The sequence below is a fragment of the Lacrimispora sp. genome, assembly GCF_032078915.1.
Taxonomy (GTDB): Bacteria; Bacillota; Clostridia; order Lachnospirales; family Lachnospiraceae; genus Lacrimispora.
In genome coordinates this window covers 10,111-26,961 of record NZ_DAMAUN010000017.1, presented here as the reverse complement: position 1 = coordinate 26,961, position 16,851 = coordinate 10,111, and the positions used below count along the sequence as shown (strand labels likewise).

The 16,851-nt window shown below is 47.4% G+C and carries 16 protein-coding genes; 11 read left to right on the top strand and 5 right to left on the bottom strand.

What is annotated here, in order from left to right; genetic code table 11:
* The first annotated feature begins 3 nt into the window (after positions 1 to 3).
* Entirely contained in the window at positions 4 to 567 is a 564-nt protein-coding gene (locus RT269_RS08970; RefSeq protein ID WP_313181994.1) for a TetR/AcrR family transcriptional regulator C-terminal domain-containing protein, read from the top strand.
* Here RT269_RS08970 and RT269_RS08965 read toward each other — a convergent pair.
* Positions 564 to 797, bottom strand: coding sequence for a hypothetical protein (locus RT269_RS08965; protein ID WP_313181992.1), 234 nt, complete (start codon positions 795 to 797; stop codon positions 564 to 566). The two genes, RT269_RS08970 and RT269_RS08965, sit on opposite strands and share 4 nt — an antisense overlap.
* A gap of 208 nt (positions 798 to 1,005) precedes the next feature.
* Between RT269_RS08965 and RT269_RS08960 the strand changes: the two genes are divergently transcribed.
* Both RT269_RS08960 and RT269_RS08955 read left to right on the top strand, forming a co-directional pair.
* Positions 1,006 to 2,733 (top strand): oleate hydratase, encoded by a 1,728-nt coding sequence (locus RT269_RS08960; protein WP_313181990.1) that lies wholly within the window; start codon positions 1,006 to 1,008, stop codon positions 2,731 to 2,733.
* 193 nt (positions 2,734 to 2,926) lie between these two features.
* Positions 2,927 to 4,597, top strand: coding sequence for a peptide ABC transporter substrate-binding protein (locus RT269_RS08955; RefSeq protein ID WP_313181988.1), 1,671 nt, complete (start codon positions 2,927 to 2,929; stop codon positions 4,595 to 4,597).
* A 155-nt stretch (positions 4,598 to 4,752) separates the two neighbouring features.
* Here RT269_RS08955 and RT269_RS08950 read toward each other — a convergent pair whose 3' ends face one another.
* The 3 genes from RT269_RS08950 to RT269_RS08940 form a co-directional block, all read right to left on the bottom strand.
* Positions 4,753 to 5,304 carry a TIGR01440 family protein gene (locus RT269_RS08950; RefSeq protein WP_313181987.1) on the bottom strand — a complete coding sequence of 184 codons (552 nt, stop codon included), beginning with the start codon at positions 5,302 to 5,304 and terminating at the stop codon, positions 4,753 to 4,755.
* Between the two features lie 35 nt (positions 5,305 to 5,339).
* Positions 5,340 to 5,759: an HIT family protein gene (locus tag RT269_RS08945; RefSeq protein ID WP_313181986.1), complete on the bottom strand. Its 420-nt coding sequence runs from the start codon at positions 5,757 to 5,759 to the stop codon at positions 5,340 to 5,342.
* 95 nt (positions 5,760 to 5,854) lie between these two features.
* On the bottom strand, positions 5,855 to 6,259 hold the full coding sequence (locus RT269_RS08940) for a bacteriohemerythrin (RefSeq protein ID WP_313181984.1): 405 nt from the start codon (positions 6,257 to 6,259) through the stop codon (positions 5,855 to 5,857).
* Between the two features lie 547 nt (positions 6,260 to 6,806).
* Here RT269_RS08940 and RT269_RS08935 point away from each other — a divergent pair.
* From RT269_RS08935 to RT269_RS08905, 7 genes are all read left to right on the top strand, one after another.
* A complete protein-coding gene (locus RT269_RS08935) occupies positions 6,807 to 7,964 on the top strand; it encodes a Gfo/Idh/MocA family protein (protein WP_313181983.1) in 1,158 nt (385 codons plus the stop codon).
* Positions 7,957 to 9,030, top strand: coding sequence for a Gfo/Idh/MocA family protein (locus tag RT269_RS08930; protein WP_313181981.1), 1,074 nt, complete (start codon positions 7,957 to 7,959; stop codon positions 9,028 to 9,030). The genes RT269_RS08935 and RT269_RS08930 overlap by 8 nt, the downstream gene beginning before the upstream one ends.
* A gap of 2 nt (positions 9,031 to 9,032) precedes the next feature.
* Positions 9,033 to 9,575: a heme-degrading domain-containing protein gene (locus RT269_RS08925; protein WP_313181979.1), complete on the top strand. Its 543-nt coding sequence runs from the start codon at positions 9,033 to 9,035 to the stop codon at positions 9,573 to 9,575.
* Between the two features lie 21 nt (positions 9,576 to 9,596).
* A complete protein-coding gene (locus RT269_RS08920; RefSeq protein WP_313181978.1) occupies positions 9,597 to 10,985 on the top strand; it encodes an ABC transporter substrate-binding protein in 1,389 nt (462 codons plus the stop codon).
* A 157-nt stretch (positions 10,986 to 11,142) separates the two neighbouring features.
* Positions 11,143 to 12,042 (top strand): carbohydrate ABC transporter permease, encoded by a 900-nt coding sequence (locus RT269_RS08915; RefSeq protein ID WP_313182105.1) that lies wholly within the window; start codon positions 11,143 to 11,145, stop codon positions 12,040 to 12,042.
* 12 nt (positions 12,043 to 12,054) lie between these two features.
* Positions 12,055 to 12,903, top strand: a complete 849-nt coding sequence (locus tag RT269_RS08910; protein WP_313181977.1) for a carbohydrate ABC transporter permease — start codon at positions 12,055 to 12,057, stop codon at positions 12,901 to 12,903.
* 80 nt (positions 12,904 to 12,983) lie between these two features.
* Positions 12,984 to 13,814 (top strand): AraC family transcriptional regulator, encoded by an 831-nt coding sequence (locus tag RT269_RS08905; protein ID WP_313182103.1) that lies wholly within the window; start codon positions 12,984 to 12,986, stop codon positions 13,812 to 13,814.
* Between the two features lie 343 nt (positions 13,815 to 14,157).
* Here RT269_RS08905 and nagB read toward each other — a convergent pair whose 3' ends face one another.
* Complete coding sequence (gene nagB / locus RT269_RS08900) at positions 14,158 to 14,892, bottom strand: glucosamine-6-phosphate deaminase (protein WP_313181976.1); 735 nt, start codon at positions 14,890 to 14,892, stop codon at positions 14,158 to 14,160.
* Positions 14,893 to 15,008: 116 nt separating this feature from the next.
* On the opposite strand from nagB, the gene RT269_RS08895 reads away from it, so the two are divergent.
* A complete protein-coding gene (locus tag RT269_RS08895; RefSeq protein WP_313181975.1) occupies positions 15,009 to 16,826 on the top strand; it encodes a hypothetical protein in 1,818 nt (605 codons plus the stop codon).
* The last annotated feature ends 25 nt before the right edge of the window (positions 16,827 to 16,851 follow it).

Here is a 16,851-nt window from a genome sequence, read left to right as displayed (position 1 = left end):
ATTATGTCGGATTCGCTGATTACAAAACGGGCAATAGCGGAAGCCTTAAAACAGGTATGCAGGGAAAAACCCTTTGATAAGATATCCATATCCAATATCACATCTGTATGGGGGTTAAACCGGCAGACCTTCTATTATCATTTTCAAGATAAATATGAGCTTTTAAGCTGGATCTACTACAATGAGAATTTTGCTAAAATAGCAGAAGACATTACCCTTGAGAACTGGGACCAGAAGATTTATGAACTGCTTCAGAACATGAAAGAAGAAAAGGCCTTTTATATCAATACCATGAAAGAACAGGAACATACCTTTGAGAGTTATCTGTTTGAGATGGCAAAGGCCCTGTTTTCCGAAGCCATTTTAAAGCTGGATGAAAAGAAGAAGCTTACCGAAGAGGAGAGGGATTTTGACGCAGAAGTGTATGGATTTGGCATTTGCGGAATCATCGTTGACTGGGTGGAGAAGGGAATGAAAATGGAGCCCCGTCTCGTGGCGGAGCGCTTAAAAAGCCTGGCTAAGGCTTCGGAGCGGGCCGGTTATCTCCGGAGCCAGGCAGGGCTTTAAGAAAGCTTATGCATGATAATATCCAGGCACTCTTCCTTGGTATAGCTTTTAATGAGCGCAACCAGATCAGAATAAGAGAAAAGCTCAGCAGATATAGGGCTGAATTTTTCCAACAGCTCTTCTAAGTTCCGGGCGGTTCGCTCCGGTGATTTCTGCCCATTTCTTAACTGGTGGAGCAGCGCCGTTTTCAGGACGGACTCCCGGATATGTTTGTGTATAGTGGTCGACATAAAAAGTCCTCCTTTATCATTATATTAATATTAAAATAAGGTAAAAAAATCTTCTATAGACAAAAACGAATATTTGTCTGGTTTTACGACATCATTTCCCTGATGTCGTTTTTTTATACAACTGAAAAACCATGTATGGTGACGGATAAAATGAAGTATGATAATATAAGCATATCAGTTAACACAATTATAGAATGGAGCGTTGCATATGAGAGGAAAAAATAATTTCGGAAAAGTGCTTGCATGGGGAGCTGCGGCAACTGCGGCGGGAGTAGCCGCAAAAAAAGCCTATGATTATTCAAAAAAGCAGATGGATTTAAAAAATGAAGAAAACATAAGGCATATGGAAAATGGGCAGGTCCCTGAAAAAGCGTATTTTGTAGGCGGCGGTCTGGGAAGCATGGCAGGAGCGGCTTATCTCATACGCGACTGCAACATGCCGGGAGACCAGATCACGATTTTTGAAGGAATGCATATTCTTGGAGGAAGCAACGATGGTATCGGTACCCCGGAAAAAGGCTTTGTATGCCGGGGCGGACGTATGCTTAATGAAGAGACGTATGAAAACTTCTGGGAACTGTTCCGTACCATCCCGTCTTTAAATAACCCTGCAAGGAGCGTGACCGAAGAGATCTTAAGCTTTGACCATGCCCACCCAACCAATGCGAAGGCCAGGCTTGTGGACAAGGATGGAACCATCCTTGATGTGAAGAGCATGGGGTTTACCCAGCAGGAACGCATGGCTATGTTAAAGCTTATGAATACACCGGAAGAAAAGCTGGATGATATGACCATTGAGGAATGGTTCGCTGACATGCCACATTTCTTTACAACGAATTTCTGGTATATGTGGCAGACCACCTTTGCATTCCAGAAATGGAGCAGCCTTTTTGAGTTCCGCCGCTACATGCGCCGGATGATCCTGGAATTCTCAAGGATCAATACCTTGGAAGGGGTAACAAGAACTCCATTAAACCAGTATGACAGTGTAATCCGTCCTTTGGAAAACTATTTAAGAAAGCAGGGAGTTGTCTTTGCGGAAAACTGTACGGTTACTGATATTGATTTCGCAGATGGAGACGGGATTACGGCTAAGGTGCTTCACTTAAAAGATAATGGAATAGAAAGACAGCTGGAGCTTCAGGAGGGCGATATCTGCATCATGACCAATGCTTGTATGACCGACAGCGCAACCCTGGGAGATTTACAAACTCCGGCTCCAGAGCCTGTTTTAAGACCTATATCCGGGGAATTATGGACCAAAGTATCTGCAAAGAAGCCTGGCCTTGGAAATCCTTACCCATTCTTTGGCGATGTTCATGAGACCAATTGGGAAAGCTTTACCGTAACAAGCCGTGGAAATAAGCTTCTTAAATTGATTGAGGATTACTCCGGCAATGTACCAGGAAGCGGAGCACTTATGACCTTTAAAGATTCCAACTGGCTGATGAGCATTGTTGTAGCTGCCCAGCCGCATTTTATCAATCAGCCGATGGACCAGACGATCTTCTGGGGATACGGGCTTTATACGGACCGTGAAGGAGACTTCATAAAGAAACCGATGAAGGATTGTACCGGCGAGGAAATGCTCATCGAGCTTCTCCATCATCTTCATATGGAAGACCGTAAGGATGAAATCCTGGCAGATGTGGTCAACGTTATTCCCTGCATGATGCCTTATGTAGACGCCCAGTTCCAGCCGCGCAAAATGACTGACCGCCCGAAGGTAGTTCCAGCCGGCTCTACCAACTTCGCTATGATAAGCCAGTTTGTGGAGATTCCTGACGACATGGTATTTACCGAGGAATATTCGGTCAGGGCCGCCAGAATCGCTGTTTACACGCTGACGGGATCCAATAAAAAGGTTTGTCCGGTCACCCCTTATGTGAAGGAACCTAAGGTTTTAATGAAGGCAGTACAGACCTCATACCGTTAATAAAATATAAAAATGTCTTTATGGGCCAGACACTTTCCGCTCCTGGAAGTGTCTGGCCCTTTATCGAATCACCGTGTTAACACGCGGGTGTCATAAATTTCCACGTTGCAAGAACCGTCTTTCTGTGGTATGCTAAAACTTGCGCTGTCTGTGAAGGGCGGACGCAAATAATAGCAGATATGGAGGAACAGATATGAAGAAAATGGCGCTTGTATTAGCGGCAGTCCTTGCTTCAGGGATGATCCTGACAGCATGCGGGGGTTCCGGAAAATCCGGTACGGCCGGCAATGAAACACAGAAAACAGAAGCAGCAGGAAATACTGCAGGGGGTCTTGATCTGGCAGTTCAGATTGGTCCAGATCCGGAAACCATTGACCCGGCCTTAAATTCATCAATTGATGCAGCTAATATGATCCTGCACGCATTTGAGACACTTTTGACCTTTGATAAGGATAATAATATTATTCCCGGACAGGCAGAATCCTATGATGTGAGTGATGACGGACTTACCTATACGTTTCATTTAAGGGAGGGTTTGAAATGGAGCGACGGTTCTGAGCTTACATCAGAAGACTTCGTATATTCCTGGAAGCGTCTGGCAGATCCTGCAACAGCAGCACCTTATGCAGCAGACATGCTTTCCATGGTAAAAGGATATGATGAGGCAACAGCAGGAAATGTTGATGCCCTGGCAGTATCCGCACCCGATGCGAAAACCTTTGTAGTGGAGCTTGCGTCTCCCTGCGTTTATTTTGATAAAATCGTTACCCATGCCAGCATGGCTCCTGTAAAAGAGGATGTAGTTGAGGCAAAGGGTGACCAGTGGTCCTTAACTCCTGATACTTATATATCCAACGGACCGTTAAAGATGATCGATTGGGTACCAGGTTCCCATATCACCTTTGCTAAGAATGAAAATTACTGGGATGCAGATACTGTAACCTTAAATACCTTAAAATTTGTCCTTATGGAAGATTCCAATGCAGCTTACAGCGCTTATCAGACAGGGGAAGTTTCCATGATCAAGGAGATTCCTACTGATGAGATCCCAAGCCTTGAAGGCACACCTGATTACCACCTGGATCCTCGTATGGCGACTTCCTATACAATTTTCAATGTTAAAAAAGCACCTTTTGACAATACGCTGGTACGCCGTGCACTGACTCTTGCAACGGACCGGGAATATGTTGCTAGTACCGTAATGGCAGGAACCGTTTTACCAGCTAACAACTTTGTAGGCCCTGGTATATCTGATACAGAAGGCGGTTCTTCCTTTGAAGAAGTCACCAGAAAGAACAACGGCGGCGATTACTTTAATGTAAACAATTATGAAGAAGATCTTAAAAAGGCAAAAGAACTTCTGGCAGAAGCAGGCTATCCGGAAGGAAAAGGCTTCCCAGTTATCGAATATATGACCAATGATGCCGGCTACAATAAGGCGATTGCAGAATATTTACAGAGTGCCTGGAGCGAACTGGGGATCAGAATGGATATTAAGATTGTTGAATGGTCTACCTTCGCACCAACCCGCCGTGCCGGTGACTTCCAGATTGCCCGCGGAGGCTGGGTATATGACTATGATGATCCTTCCAATATGCTGAACTTATTCACGACGGAAAGCGGAAACAACGACGGAAAGTATTCCAATCCTGAGGTGGACAGCTTATTAAACCAGGCCCGTGATACAGCAGATAAAACAGAGCATTATGAGAAGCTTCATGCGGCAGAAAAGCTGATCATGGAAGACGCAGCGGTTGCACCTCTTGTATACTCCAGCGATTTCTATCTGCAGAAGCCTGAATTAAAGGGCACATGGCACTCTCCATACGGCTTCTGGTTCTTTACCCATGCTACCATGGAATAATGACTGGAACAAATTAACCGTAAAAATAGCATAATAAAAGCACGTAAAAAGAGCGCGTCTTGACTGGCTGTAAAAACAGCTTCAAGACGCGCTTTTTGCGCTGTGCAAAGATTATACAGACTGCTGTCCCAGATACCTGGTTCCATGATCCCTGTTTATCCCAGGGAATCGTCATAGCAGGCACGGGCCCCGCCAATGTATTTCGGCCTGGTACGGGCGGTGACCACATGGGCGGCGCCGATGTAGCTGGTCTTTATGCGGACTGGAACGGCTACGGCCTTTAAGTGCATGCCGATCAACGTGTCGCCGATATCGATTCCGGCATGGGCTTTTATGGATTCTACCGCCACCGGGCATCGCAGGGTCTGGTAAGCCGCAGTGGCAAGAGAGCTGCCGGCCTTTAACTGCGGGACTACATTGACCGGTTCACAGCCATAGAGCATGGCGGCCTCCTTTTCCAGAATCAAAGCCCGGTTTAAATGCTCGCAGCACTGGGCTGCAACATAAATCCCCTGCTCCTTAAAAACCTCATAAATGGCGGAAAACACAGTCTGTCCGATTTCCGCGCTGGAATGGGAACCGATCCTGTGGTCGGATATCTCGCTGGAGGAGCATCCGATTACGACCAAGTCCTTCTCGTTTAAGTGTGCCGCTTCCAGCAGCTCTTTTGCAGCCATTGCGGCCTGCGCTCTGATTTCATCCAACATGATCCGGCATCCTCCTCATGGGTCTTTTTTCTTTATTATAATGCTGCACGGATGGCAGCCGCCATTTCCTCATATTCTTTATCCTTCAGATATACCTTATCCGGATTCATGGTAAAGGTGCTGCCCCATTCGTCCATGCCGTTATATTTCGGAACAACGTGCATATGAAGGTGGCATCCGGTGTCGCCGTAAGCACCGTAATTTACCTTATCCGGGTTAAATACTTTATGGACAGCCTTAGAAACTCTGGCTACATCAGCAAAAAAGGCATTTCTCTCCTCATCCTCAATATCCACCAGCTCGCTGACGTGATCCTTATAAGCCAGAATCACTCTGCCCTTTTTACTCTGCTCTTTAAATAAATATAAAAATCCTGTCTCCATTTCGCAAATAGGATAGCCGAATTTTGCAACAAGATCCCCCTTCATACAGTATGCGCAATTTGGATCTTTCATAATCATGTTCCTTCCTTCTGCCGGAGCGTTGTTTTCGTTTTCCGGCCTGTTCTGTCATAATACCGGTTCCATGAGATGTACTTCACTCTGTAAGATTAAGCCCTGCTTCTAATATGGGCGGCCACCTTGGCATCCTCTCTTTTGATGTGGTTGATCAGCCAGCCCGCAATGGCACTGTTGACTTCACCGACAAGAATGATGGTCGGGCCTTCCTTTTCCAGCTTGGCACAGATTCCAGCCACCACCTTTTTAAATTCCTCGTGATAACGCTTGTGGTTTACATAATCCGGATACTGATTCTGGATCTGGAGTTTTTCCTCATTGCCAAAATGCCTTGCAGTATAGTCCTGCAGAAACTTGGTGGTATTAGCCAGTTCCGCGCGTCCTTTCCCTGTGGAGCAGGCAGTAAGCAGGTTATTGACAGCATCAATCAGCTGGCGATGCTCGGAATCAATTAACTGGTTGCCGGTTTCCAAATCTTTTGAAAATGTATATGCCATATTACTGTCTCCTTATCTTAAGTTTTAAACTCATTCTACACTATTTCCAGATAAATTCCAACCGTTATTTTACTGCCAGTCTAAGGGACAATCCCATTCCAACCAGATGCTTTTGAAAGGAATCCAGGAACGGATTTCTCCGGTAAAAGACAGACTCGATCATGCAGGAGATTTTCGGGGATCTCATAATGTATAACTTTACAGAGCTGGTGACCTCTAAAACCCCATTGTGAAAGAGAGATAAAGAAACTACACAAATTAACTTCTCGGCCGGATCATTTGATAAATCTCTGGAAGCACCTTTATTCATGCCTTTAAGAGACCGGAATAAATTATGGAGGAAAGGTTCCTAAAACAGTAAAAATTTATAGGTGAATATGAAAACAACCTACAAAAACCCCCATTTTCTGATAGGAAGCAATCCATTTTATATGAAAAACAGCTATAAGAAATGACAAAAAAACAAAGTTTCCACTTAAAATACATAAAAAAATCGTGGCGGCGCCGGATTGACTCCTGCTATGATATAGGTAAGAGGAGGGAACATATGGAAAAAATCAAAATAGCGCTCATAGGGGCCGGTTCCATGGGAAAAACCTATTCGAAGATGATCGACAGGGATAGGAGCGGTTCTCTGACATTAACAGCGGTATGCTGCCGAAGCTTGAAGTCAAAGCAGTGGGCAGAAGAAAATCTAAGCAGTGAAACTGTCATATTCGACAGTGCAGAAGCCATGTATGAGGAAGCCTGGAGATTTGATGCGGTGCTCATCGTGACTCCCCACAGGACGCATCCCCAGCTTGCGGTTCAGGCATTTGAACACGGGAAGCATGTATTCTGTGATAAGCCGTCCGGGGTATCACTGCTGCAGTGCTGCGCCATGAATGAGGCTGCAGCGGCATCGGGAAAGAAATTCGCCATGATGTTTCATCAGCGCCTGTACCGCAAATACAACAAGATAAAAACCATGATAGACAGCGGAGAGCTGGGAAAAATCAGCAGAGTCCTGTTAGAAAACTCCAGATATTTCAGAACCGCCCGGTATCATCAGTCGGCGGACTGGCGCAGCAGCTGGAGTGGGGAAGGCGGCGGAGGACTGATCAATCAGGGGCAGCATATTCTGGATATCTGGCAGTGGCTGTTCGGTATGCCCATGGCTGTTTACGCCGAGATCCCATTTGGAAAGTACAATGAATTTTTGGTAGACGACGAGGCCACGGTCCTGATGGAATATCCGGATAAGATGACCGCCGCCTTCATACTGACCACGGGGGAAGGAACCTGGACGGAGAAGCTGGAGATCGTGGGAACCAGAGGAAAGCTGCTTCTGGAGGACGATACGCTCCACTTCTGGAAATACAGCGAGGATACAAGGGAGTATGGGAAACGGGCTTCCTGTAACGCCAGAGAAGAGCTGGGCGAGGAATACGGAATAGAGGAATTTGTCGGGCAGAAGGAGCCTTATCTGCAGATGTTTGAAAACTTTGCGGCTGCAGTGTTAACCGGGGAGCCCTTAACCGCCTGCGGCGAGGAGGGAATACGCGCTCTGGAGATCGCCAATGCCGCATACCTTTCCGCATGGCTGGGAAAAAAGGTAACGCTGCCCATTGATGCCGAAGCCTACGAACGAGAGCTGGAAAAACGAGTGGGTGAGGAGGACACGCTTCGTAAAAGGCCTCATGGGGAAGGCGGAGGAAATGAATAAGCTGCGTTATTTAATCGTTGGTTCCGGGTGGCGGTCCTTATTCTATCTAAGGATTGCAAAGGCGCTACCGGAGCGTTTTGAAGTGTGTGCCATGCTTTGCCGGTCTAAGGAGAAGGCGGAGAAGATCCGCCGGGAACACGGTATTTTAACCAGCATATCCGCCGGGGACTGCATGGCCATGAAGCCTGATTTCGTTGTGGTGGCGGTAAGTAAACCATCTATATTCTCTGTAAGCCGGTTCTGGATGGAGGCTGGATTTCCGGTTCTCAGTGAAACTCCGCCCTCTCTGGAGCTTTCTGGACTTAACGAGCTGTGGCGGCTTAGAACAGAGAATGGATACAAAATACAGGTGGCGGAGCAATACTTAAATTATCCTGCCATCGCCTGCCGCTTAGGCGTGGCAGAGAGCGGCGTGCTGGGGGAACCGGCCTTTTTAAGACTGTCTCTGGCTCACGGATATCATGGAGTCAGCCTGATCCGGAGATTTTTGAAGGTTGGGGATGAACCGGTACGCATATGTGGAAAATCCTACCCGGTTTCCATCGTGGAAACAGATTCCCGCTGGGGCGCGGTCACAGACGGGGAACTGGTGCAGAAGGTTCTGGAACGCTTTACCTTTGAGTTTGAAAGCGGGAAAACAGCATTTTCTGATTTCTGCAGCGTCCAGTACCATTCCTTTCTGCGAAGCAGGCATATAAACCTCCAGGGACCGTTTGGGGAGCTTGACGACTTTACGGTTCGCTTTCTGGATGAAAACCGCAGGCCGGTGACACAGGAACTGAGGATAGAGACAGGAAAACAGGCGGGCTCCATTGAAGAGGTTTATTTAGGGGAAAAGGCTGTCTACCGGAATCCATTTTCGGGAAGCGGCCTGCCGGAGGACGAGACAGCGCTGGCGGTGCTGTTAGACGGAATGGAGGAATATATCCGGAACGGAACAGAACGCTACCCTCTGGCGGATGCCCTTCAGGATGCCTACCTGGCGATTCTTATGGAAGAGGCGCTAAAACTTCCCGGGACTGCAGTGCAGTCGCAGCCGCAATCATGGAACAAAGGGCAGGCATAATAATGCAGGCTAAAATTACAGCAGAAGGCCACTGCCGCTGGGCCGTAACAAAGGACAGGGGAAAAGGAGACACAGACATGAAGGAATATGAGGAACTGATAAAAGAACTGGAGCGGCAGGAACAGATCCTGGTCTTTGAGGAGTTTGACGCAGACTTAGCGCTGAAAATCGGCCTGGAGCTGATTGCGGAGGCCCAAAGGCGCAAAAACAAGATCGCGGTTGATATCAGCGCATTCGGCAGAACACTGTTTCATTTTTCCAGCAATGGAAACGCCCCCAGCAATGACGAGATGCTCCAAAGAAAACGGAACACGGCGCTCTATACGGGACACAGTTCCTTATGGGCGCATTATATGCTGGCGGATATAGGGATGACCATAGATGAAAAGTGGCACTTGGACCCCGGCTCTTACGCGGAGGTAGGCGGCGCGTTCCCGGTACGGGTGAGAAGCTGCGGCGGCGTAGTGGGGACTATAACGGCCTCCGGTTTTTCCCATCAGGAAGACCATGAGATCGTGATAGATGTATTAAAAAAATTTCAATAAACAAAAAAAGGAGAAGGGCTTATGAAACGATTGATTGCAGTGTTTACAGCGGTTAGTATGGCGGTATCTTTAATTGCCTGCACAGGTCCGGGAACGAAGCAGACCGCAGCTTCGGGGACAGAGGTGACTTTGGCTTCTGGTAAAGAGAGCGGCGCAGCATCGGCTTCTGACGGGGCGCAGGAGGAAAAGGAGGAGCCGGGAAGCACGCCGTGTACGATCCGTTTCAGTTGGTGGGGCGGGGATACCAGGCATGAAGCCACGAAAGCTGCCGTCGACGCATTTATGGTAAAATACCCTAACATCAAGGTGGAGTGTGAGTATGGAACCTGGGACGGATGGACCGAAAAGGTAGCGACCCAGCTCAGCGCCGGTACAGCACCGGATCTGCTTCAGGGCAACTGGAACTGGTTGTTTCAGTATTCTGGAGACGGCTCCAAATTTGTAGATCTTAGACAGTACGCCGATATCCTTTCCCTGGATAACTATCCCCAGGAAGTCCTGGACGACTGTGTGGTGGGCGGAAAGCTGCAGGGACTGCCTCTTGGAACCAATACCAAATGCTTCTACTGGAATAAAACCACGTTTGAGAAAGCTGGTATTTCGGTTCCCGGAACCTGGGACGAGCTTTATGCCGCAGGCAGCGTATTCCAGACAAAGCTTGGCGCCGACTACTATCCCATGGCGATGTTCCAATATGAAAGAATGCTGCTGATGCTGTACTACATGCAGGAAAAATATCAGAAACCCTGGGCGGAGAACAATATGGTAGCTTATACGAAGGAGGAGGTTTTAGATGGCCTGGAATTTATAAACAGTCTGGAGGAAAAGCATGTGATGCCGTCTGTTAAGACTCTCCAGGGAGACGGGGCCACAACGATTGAAAGGAACCAAAACTGGATGAGCGGAAAGTATGCGGGCATCTATGAATGGGATGCTGCTCAGGCCAAATTCGAAGATTCTCTGGACGAGGGCCAGGAGTTTGTCCTTGGTTCCCATATCACCGGAGAGGGGATGAAGGATGCGGGCTTTACAAAAATCACACAGACCTTTTCTATTCCGGTAACATCGGAGCATCCTGCCGAGGCGGCCTTACTGCTGGAATTCATCACCTCGGTGGACGAGGGAGTTAAGCTGATGTCCACCGAGAGAGGCATGTTGTTAAACCAGCACGCAAATGAAGTGCTGGAGAACGAAGGGATTTTGAAGGGACTGTCCTTTGAAGGGAATCAGCAAGCCATGAAGGTAGCCAGATTTGCGGTGGATCCGAACTTTGAAAATTCTGCGTTAAAGGATGATACCGGAATCTACTACGAGGTGTTTGAAAGCCTCAGTGCAGGGGGGGACCCCGCCGAGCTGGCACAGTATCTGATTGATTCCTGCAACGAAGTCTACGCCGCAAATCCATATTAAACATACACTCCCCGGCATACCCCAGGCCAAGGCCCTGTCGTGCCGGGGAGTATTTGAAAGGAGGAGGCTAAGTTGGAGGGAGCAGGCTTTATAACTGGTTGCAGCGAAAGGAATGTGAGTTTTTATGAAGGCACCGGAAAGGGGAGTGGGGATACATATGAAAGGGAGTTCTCAAAAGAGGGCCAGAAGACAGAATGTCGGCTATCTTTACATATCCATTTGGTTTATTGGATTCCTGATTTTTAAACTTTACCCGTTTTTATCATCCTTGTTTTACAGCTTCACCAATTACAACATGTTTAACAGCAACACAAAATGGACCGGACTGGATAACTATGCCACGATCATCCATACGGCCAAATATGTGAAGGCGTTTGCAGTAACGTTTCAGTACGCATTTCTGACGGTTCCCCTAAAGCTGGCATTTGCCCTGTTTATCGCCTATATCTTAAATTTCAAGATTAAGGGAATCGGCCTGTACCGGACGGTCTACTATATTCCCTCCATATTGGGAGGCTCCGTGGCAATAGCTGTGTTATGGCAGTTTTTGTTTCAGACGAACGGCCTGGTCAATCAGGTCATCGGACTGTTTGGGGGGGAGGGACTAAACTGGTTGGGGACGCCTAAATACGCCCTCTTTGTGGTCTGCCTGCTGCGCGTGTGGCAGTTTGGTTCTTCTATGGTAATCTTTCTGGCGGCCTTAAAGGGCGTACCTGTGGATTTATATGAGGCGGCTTCCATGGATGGGGCCACTAAGGTCAGGCAGTTTTTCAGTGTCACCTTTCCGATGATCACACCGGTGATTTTTTACAACTTAGTGACACAGCTTTGTCAGGCATTTCAGGAGTTCAACGGACCATTTATTATCACAAAGGGCGGCCCTATGGGCTCGACCACGCTGATCTCCCTGCTGGTCTATCAGAACGCATTTAAGACAAATGCCATGGGCATGGCCAGCGCGATGGCATGGCTGCTGTTTACGATCATCGCAGCGTTTACGGCAATGTCTTTTATCAGTCAGAAGTACTGGGTATATTATGGCGATGAGGAAAGGTAGGGGCAGATGAAGATGAATAAAATATGGAAAAAAAGAGTTTCCCTAGGTATCCGTTATCTGCTGCTGACCGCTGTGGGACTGATCATGATCTATCCGATGATCTGGATGGTAGGCGCATCCTTTAAAGCCAGCAACAACGAGATATTCAGCTCCATCGGTTTTATTCCCGCCCACCCTACGTTTGAGGCATATCGGAAGGGCTGGAAATCGATGGAAACGGTGTTTGCAACCTATATGCTGAATACGTATAAATTCGTGATTCCCAAAGTGATCGGAACTGTGCTTTCCGCCACCATAACGGCATACGGCTTTTCCAGATTCCAATACCGGGGAAAGGGCCTCCTGTTCGGTATCCTTCTCTCCACCCTGCTTTTGCCCCAGGTGGTGTTAAATGTGCCCCAGTTTTTGATGTTCAACAAATTCGGCTGGCTGGATACCTACCTATCTCTTGTGGTCCCCAGTTTTTTTGCGGGGGATACGTATTTTGTGTATATGCTGATCCAGTTTATGAGATCGATTCCCAGGGAACTGGAGGAGGCGGCGGAGATTGACGGCTGCAACACATGGCAGCGCCTATGGCTGATCATGACGCCCATGGTGAAGCCATCCATGGTATCCTGCGCCCTGTTTCAGTTTATGTGGGCTTCCAATGACTTCATGGGACCCTTAATCTATATCAATACAGTCAGAAAATATCCGGCTTCTCTGGGACTTCGTCTTATCATGGACTCAGAATCCGGTTTTGAGTGGAACAAGGTGCTGGCGCTTTCGGTCATTGTGATTCTTCCGTCTGTCGCCGTATTTCTGTCTGCGCAGAATCAGTTTATTGACGGGGTTGCAGCCGGGGGACTGAAGGGGTAAAATAAAAAAGAGGTTATGCTTATAAAATTTTTGATCTGAAAGGATAAAATAGATAGGAAAGGGGGGATTCTGTGCTTGAGATGCGTGCGATGGAGGATACCCAGGAATTCCGGATTGAGAGGAAAAAAATTATGGCGAATTACCGGATGAAGGAGGCACATTTTCATCCCTATTACGAGCTGTATTACCTCTATGCGGGAAGCTGCAGCACCTTTATCGGTCATACCCTTTATCATGTTAAGGCGGGGGATCTAATCCTGATCAAGAACATGGAAATCCACCGGACGCTGGACTATTCCAGCCGGTTTAACGAGCGGATCGTTATGAATTTTACTCCGTATTTTTTAAACCTGATGGAATCAGAATTAGGGAACGAGGCGGTGGATCAGATCGTTTCCGTCTCCCATATCCGCGTCCCTCCGGCCAAGCGGCAATACATTGGGAATCTGCTGAATCTGCTGACCTATGAGGATAAAATTAAGGACAGCTTTCATCAGCTTCTGAAAAAGAGCCACCTTTATGAGATTTTGCTGTTCATGTATCACAGCCAGTCCGGAAAGAAGAACGTTGATGAGCTGGACTGTAAGGAAGAGCGTTTTTACGAGGCAGCCAGATATATCTGTGACCACTACGCACAGGATATAACTCTTGAGGAGGTGGCGTCCAGCATCAACATGGCACCCACCTATTTTTCCAGGCAGTTTAAAAAAGTAACCAGCATCGGCTTTAAGGAGTATTTAATCCAGATCCGTGTCCGTGAAGCTACGGTCCTGCTTCTGGAAACGGATACCCCGGTGATGAAGATTGCAAATAAGTGCGGCTTCAATGACAGCAATTACTTTTGCGAAGTTTTTAAAAAGGTCAAGGGGATCAGCCCCAGTCAGTACCGGAAGACGCCGGAAGTGATTTGATCCGGATGATCTACAGTAGGGGCAGTCCAAAATAGTTAAGATACAGCCATTGGAGCGCTGTTGTTTCTTATTGATAAAACCAGAGAAGATATCCGTTTCTGCGGATTTCCTCCCTGGTTTTTGTATGTTTTGTTTCCCTTTGATGTTTTCTGGCTTATTTCAGTTTCAGAGTTTCTAAAGCCGCTTCAATCTGTCCTGCCTCCCTGCTGTCTGAGGACTCGACGCTTCCTGCGCACAGATATATTAATATCCACCCTTAAAGTGGGCATAAAAAAGCCCGGCGCAGGAGCAGCCGGGCAGATACTGTCATATAATTTGGAAACGGAAGATTAAGCAGCCGGGTTTAAATATTTCCCATCTTGGAAAGAGCCGCATCGTCTGCAACAATGGTGACATCTGGATGAAGCTGTAAAATAGATGCCGGAACTTTAGAAGTAACTGGTCCGCAGATTACATCATAAAGGATGTCTGCTTTCTCAGCTCCGCTGACGATCAGCAGGATCTTTCTGGCTCTCATTATGGTGCCGATTCCCATGGTATAGGCCTGACGGGGAACTTCGTCAATCGATGCGAAGAAACGCTTGTTGGCTTCGATGGTACTTTCCTGAAGGTCTACAATGTGCGTATCCTTTGGGAAGATGTCAGATGGCTCATTGAAGCCGATGTGGCCATTGTGCCCAAGTCCTAAAAGCTGTAAATCAACACCGCCCAGGCCTTTGATAATTTCCTCGTAGCGGGCCGCTTCTTTATTGGCGTCACTTTCCATCCCATCGGGGATGTTGGTATTTGCTTCGTCGATGTTTACATGGCGAAACAGATTCTCACGCATAAAATAGTAATAGCTTTGATCGTTATCCCTGGTGAGTCCCTTGTATTCATCAAGGTTTGCGGTCTTTACCTGGGAGAAATCCAAATCTCCTTTGTTATACCACTCGATCAACTGCTTGTAGGTGCCTATAGGTGAGGAACCGGTAGCCAGTCCAAGAACACAGCTAGGTTTCATAATAATCTGGGCAGATATAATATTGGCCGCCTTACGGCTCATATCATTGTAGTCCTTTGCGCGATAAAGCTTCATTTCTCTATCCCTCCATACGTAAAAAAAAATTTTATATATTCTTTTCATAAGGATATCATTTTTGTGTCATAGATGCAATGGCATTTTGCATAAAATAATTATAAAGGAGTGATGGCATGCCTAATTATCGAAGACTAATCTCATATATTTATGCCTATGAAGGCGCAGTCAAAGGAAAAAACATCGGATTTGCCAAAATAGAGACGAGAGGGGTCCAGTGCAAGATTACGGTCAGTGTCAAAAGAATATATGTGGGCGGCAATGATATCGGAGTATACTTATTAGCTGCTGACCAGGAAATATTCCTGGGAAATATTTTTATACGCGGTGGTTCCGGTGAATTCAGGACTGTGGTATCGGCTAGCGATATAGAACACTCCGGAATTAACATGGATCAGTGCTATGGACTGACCATCCATGATGTGAAAAATACATGGCGTTCCTATACGACCATTTGGGAAGATGCTGTTGCCCATGCGGCGGAAGTCGATCTGGAGAATGCGGCCAAAGTTGTTTTGGAGAAGGAACAGGCCGATATTTCAGAAGAACAGATAAAACGGGCGGTACGTGAGATCGCGGAAGAATTCCCGCTGGAGCCTGATGCCCCCGGAGAGATTTCCCGGGCAGAGAATTTACAGGATGAAACAATTATGGCTTCCTCCAATGACCGAACGGAAGAAGAGGATGTTACGGTTGCCGAAGAACAGGAACTGCCGGAAGAGAAGGATCTGCAAGCAAAGAATCTGGTTAAAGATGATCAAAGTTCAGTCGATGCGGATATGGATTATGCCGTACCAGCCGATGAACCGGTAAATGCAGAATCAAAAGAGGGTGATCAGGAATGGATCATGTCTGATGAGCCGGTCGCGGAGGAAGACGCCTTACAGTACACGGAGGAACCGGAAGAAGACCTTCAGTATGCAGAGGAATCAAAAGAAGACCTTCAGTATGCGGGGAAATCAGAAGAAGGCCTTCAGTATGCGGGAGAATCAGAAAAAGACCTTCAGTATGCGGAGGAATCAGAAGAAGACTTCCAGTATGCGGAGGAATCGGAAAAAGACCTCCAGTATGCGGGGGAATCAGAAAAAGACCTCCAGTACACGGAGGAACCGGTTATAGAGCCGGCGGAAGCCGGGGAGCCGGATGGAGAGCCGGTAGTGGCCGGAGAACCGGAATGGTTTGCATCAGTGGGATCACAGCAGCAGGAAGCCTGGACCAAAGCAGAGGAGCCGAAGCAGGAACCGGAACCCCAGCAGAGTACCATGCAGACTTCGGAGCAAGTATCCGGAGGTTGGAAAAATGACGGACAGGAAGACATACCAAGTGAGATGCAGGAGAAGGAAGATGAGCAAGAGGCCGAGAAAGCAGTGGATGTCCAGGAGAGGGAAGCTGTATTCAGCGAGCCTTATCCCTTCAGCGCCCAGGATGGAATCGGTGAAACCACTTGTTACCGGGCAGATGCTGTGATAAAAGAAAGCATGGGCAATCAGGAAGTACGGCCAAAGCTGGGAAATCCTGATGAATTAGAGCGCCTTCGCCAAAATGAGGTCCAGGAAGACAATACCCATAATATGATTTGGGAAAAGTTGAAACGTGAACATACAAGGATTCTTGCATTTGATTATGAGGATGGCTGTGAAATTCTGACCATCAAGCCCCAGGATATCGGTGTCCTTCCAAGGGATACCTGGGTTTATGGCAACAACAGCTTCCTACTGCATGGATACTATAATTACCGTTACTTAATTCTGGCAAAACTATTGAACCCAAACGGGATGCCCCGTTACCTTCTTGGAATTCCAGGGCATTATTACAGCAATGAGCGATACATGGCCTCCATGTTCGGCTTTCCTAATTTCGTTCTGTCAAAAGAGCAGCCAATGGAAGACGGCAGGTTTGGATTCTGGTATACCGATGTGAATTTAGGGGGCTAATTTAAGCCCCCTTATCGGCTTGCAC

Excerpts from the sequence above, each read along its gene's own strand:
- RT269_RS08965 (WP_313181992.1), bottom strand. The coding sequence starts at position 797 with ATGTCGACCACTATACACAAACATATCCGGGAGTCCGTCCTGAAAACG.
- RT269_RS08895 (WP_313181975.1), top strand. The coding sequence starts at position 15,009 with ATGCCTAATTATCGAAGACTAATCTCATATATTTATGCCTATGAAGGC.
- RT269_RS08935 (WP_313181983.1), top strand. The coding sequence starts at position 6,807 with ATGGAAAAAATCAAAATAGCGCTCATAGGGGCCGGTTCCATGGGAAAA.
- RT269_RS08920 (WP_313181978.1), top strand. The coding sequence starts at position 9,597 with ATGAAACGATTGATTGCAGTGTTTACAGCGGTTAGTATGGCGGTATCT.
- RT269_RS08910 (WP_313181977.1), top strand. The coding sequence starts at position 12,055 with ATGAATAAAATATGGAAAAAAAGAGTTTCCCTAGGTATCCGTTATCTG.
- RT269_RS08915 (WP_313182105.1), top strand. The coding sequence starts at position 11,143 with ATGAAAGGGAGTTCTCAAAAGAGGGCCAGAAGACAGAATGTCGGCTAT.
- RT269_RS08905 (WP_313182103.1), top strand. The coding sequence starts at position 12,984 with ATGCGTGCGATGGAGGATACCCAGGAATTCCGGATTGAGAGGAAAAAA.
- RT269_RS08925 (WP_313181979.1), top strand. The coding sequence starts at position 9,033 with ATGCAGGCTAAAATTACAGCAGAAGGCCACTGCCGCTGGGCCGTAACA.
- RT269_RS08950 (WP_313181987.1), bottom strand. The coding sequence starts at position 5,304 with ATGTTGGATGAAATCAGAGCGCAGGCCGCAATGGCTGCAAAAGAGCTG.
- RT269_RS08955 (WP_313181988.1), top strand. The coding sequence starts at position 2,927 with ATGAAGAAAATGGCGCTTGTATTAGCGGCAGTCCTTGCTTCAGGGATG.
- RT269_RS08970 (WP_313181994.1), top strand. The coding sequence starts at position 4 with ATGTCGGATTCGCTGATTACAAAACGGGCAATAGCGGAAGCCTTAAAA.
- RT269_RS08930 (WP_313181981.1), top strand. The coding sequence starts at position 7,957 with ATGAATAAGCTGCGTTATTTAATCGTTGGTTCCGGGTGGCGGTCCTTA.
- nagB (WP_313181976.1), bottom strand. The coding sequence starts at position 14,892 with ATGAAGCTTTATCGCGCAAAGGACTACAATGATATGAGCCGTAAGGCG.
- RT269_RS08945 (WP_313181986.1), bottom strand. The coding sequence starts at position 5,759 with ATGAAAGATCCAAATTGCGCATACTGTATGAAGGGGGATCTTGTTGCA.
- RT269_RS08960 (WP_313181990.1), top strand. The coding sequence starts at position 1,006 with ATGAGAGGAAAAAATAATTTCGGAAAAGTGCTTGCATGGGGAGCTGCG.
- RT269_RS08940 (WP_313181984.1), bottom strand. The coding sequence starts at position 6,259 with ATGGCATATACATTTTCAAAAGATTTGGAAACCGGCAACCAGTTAATT.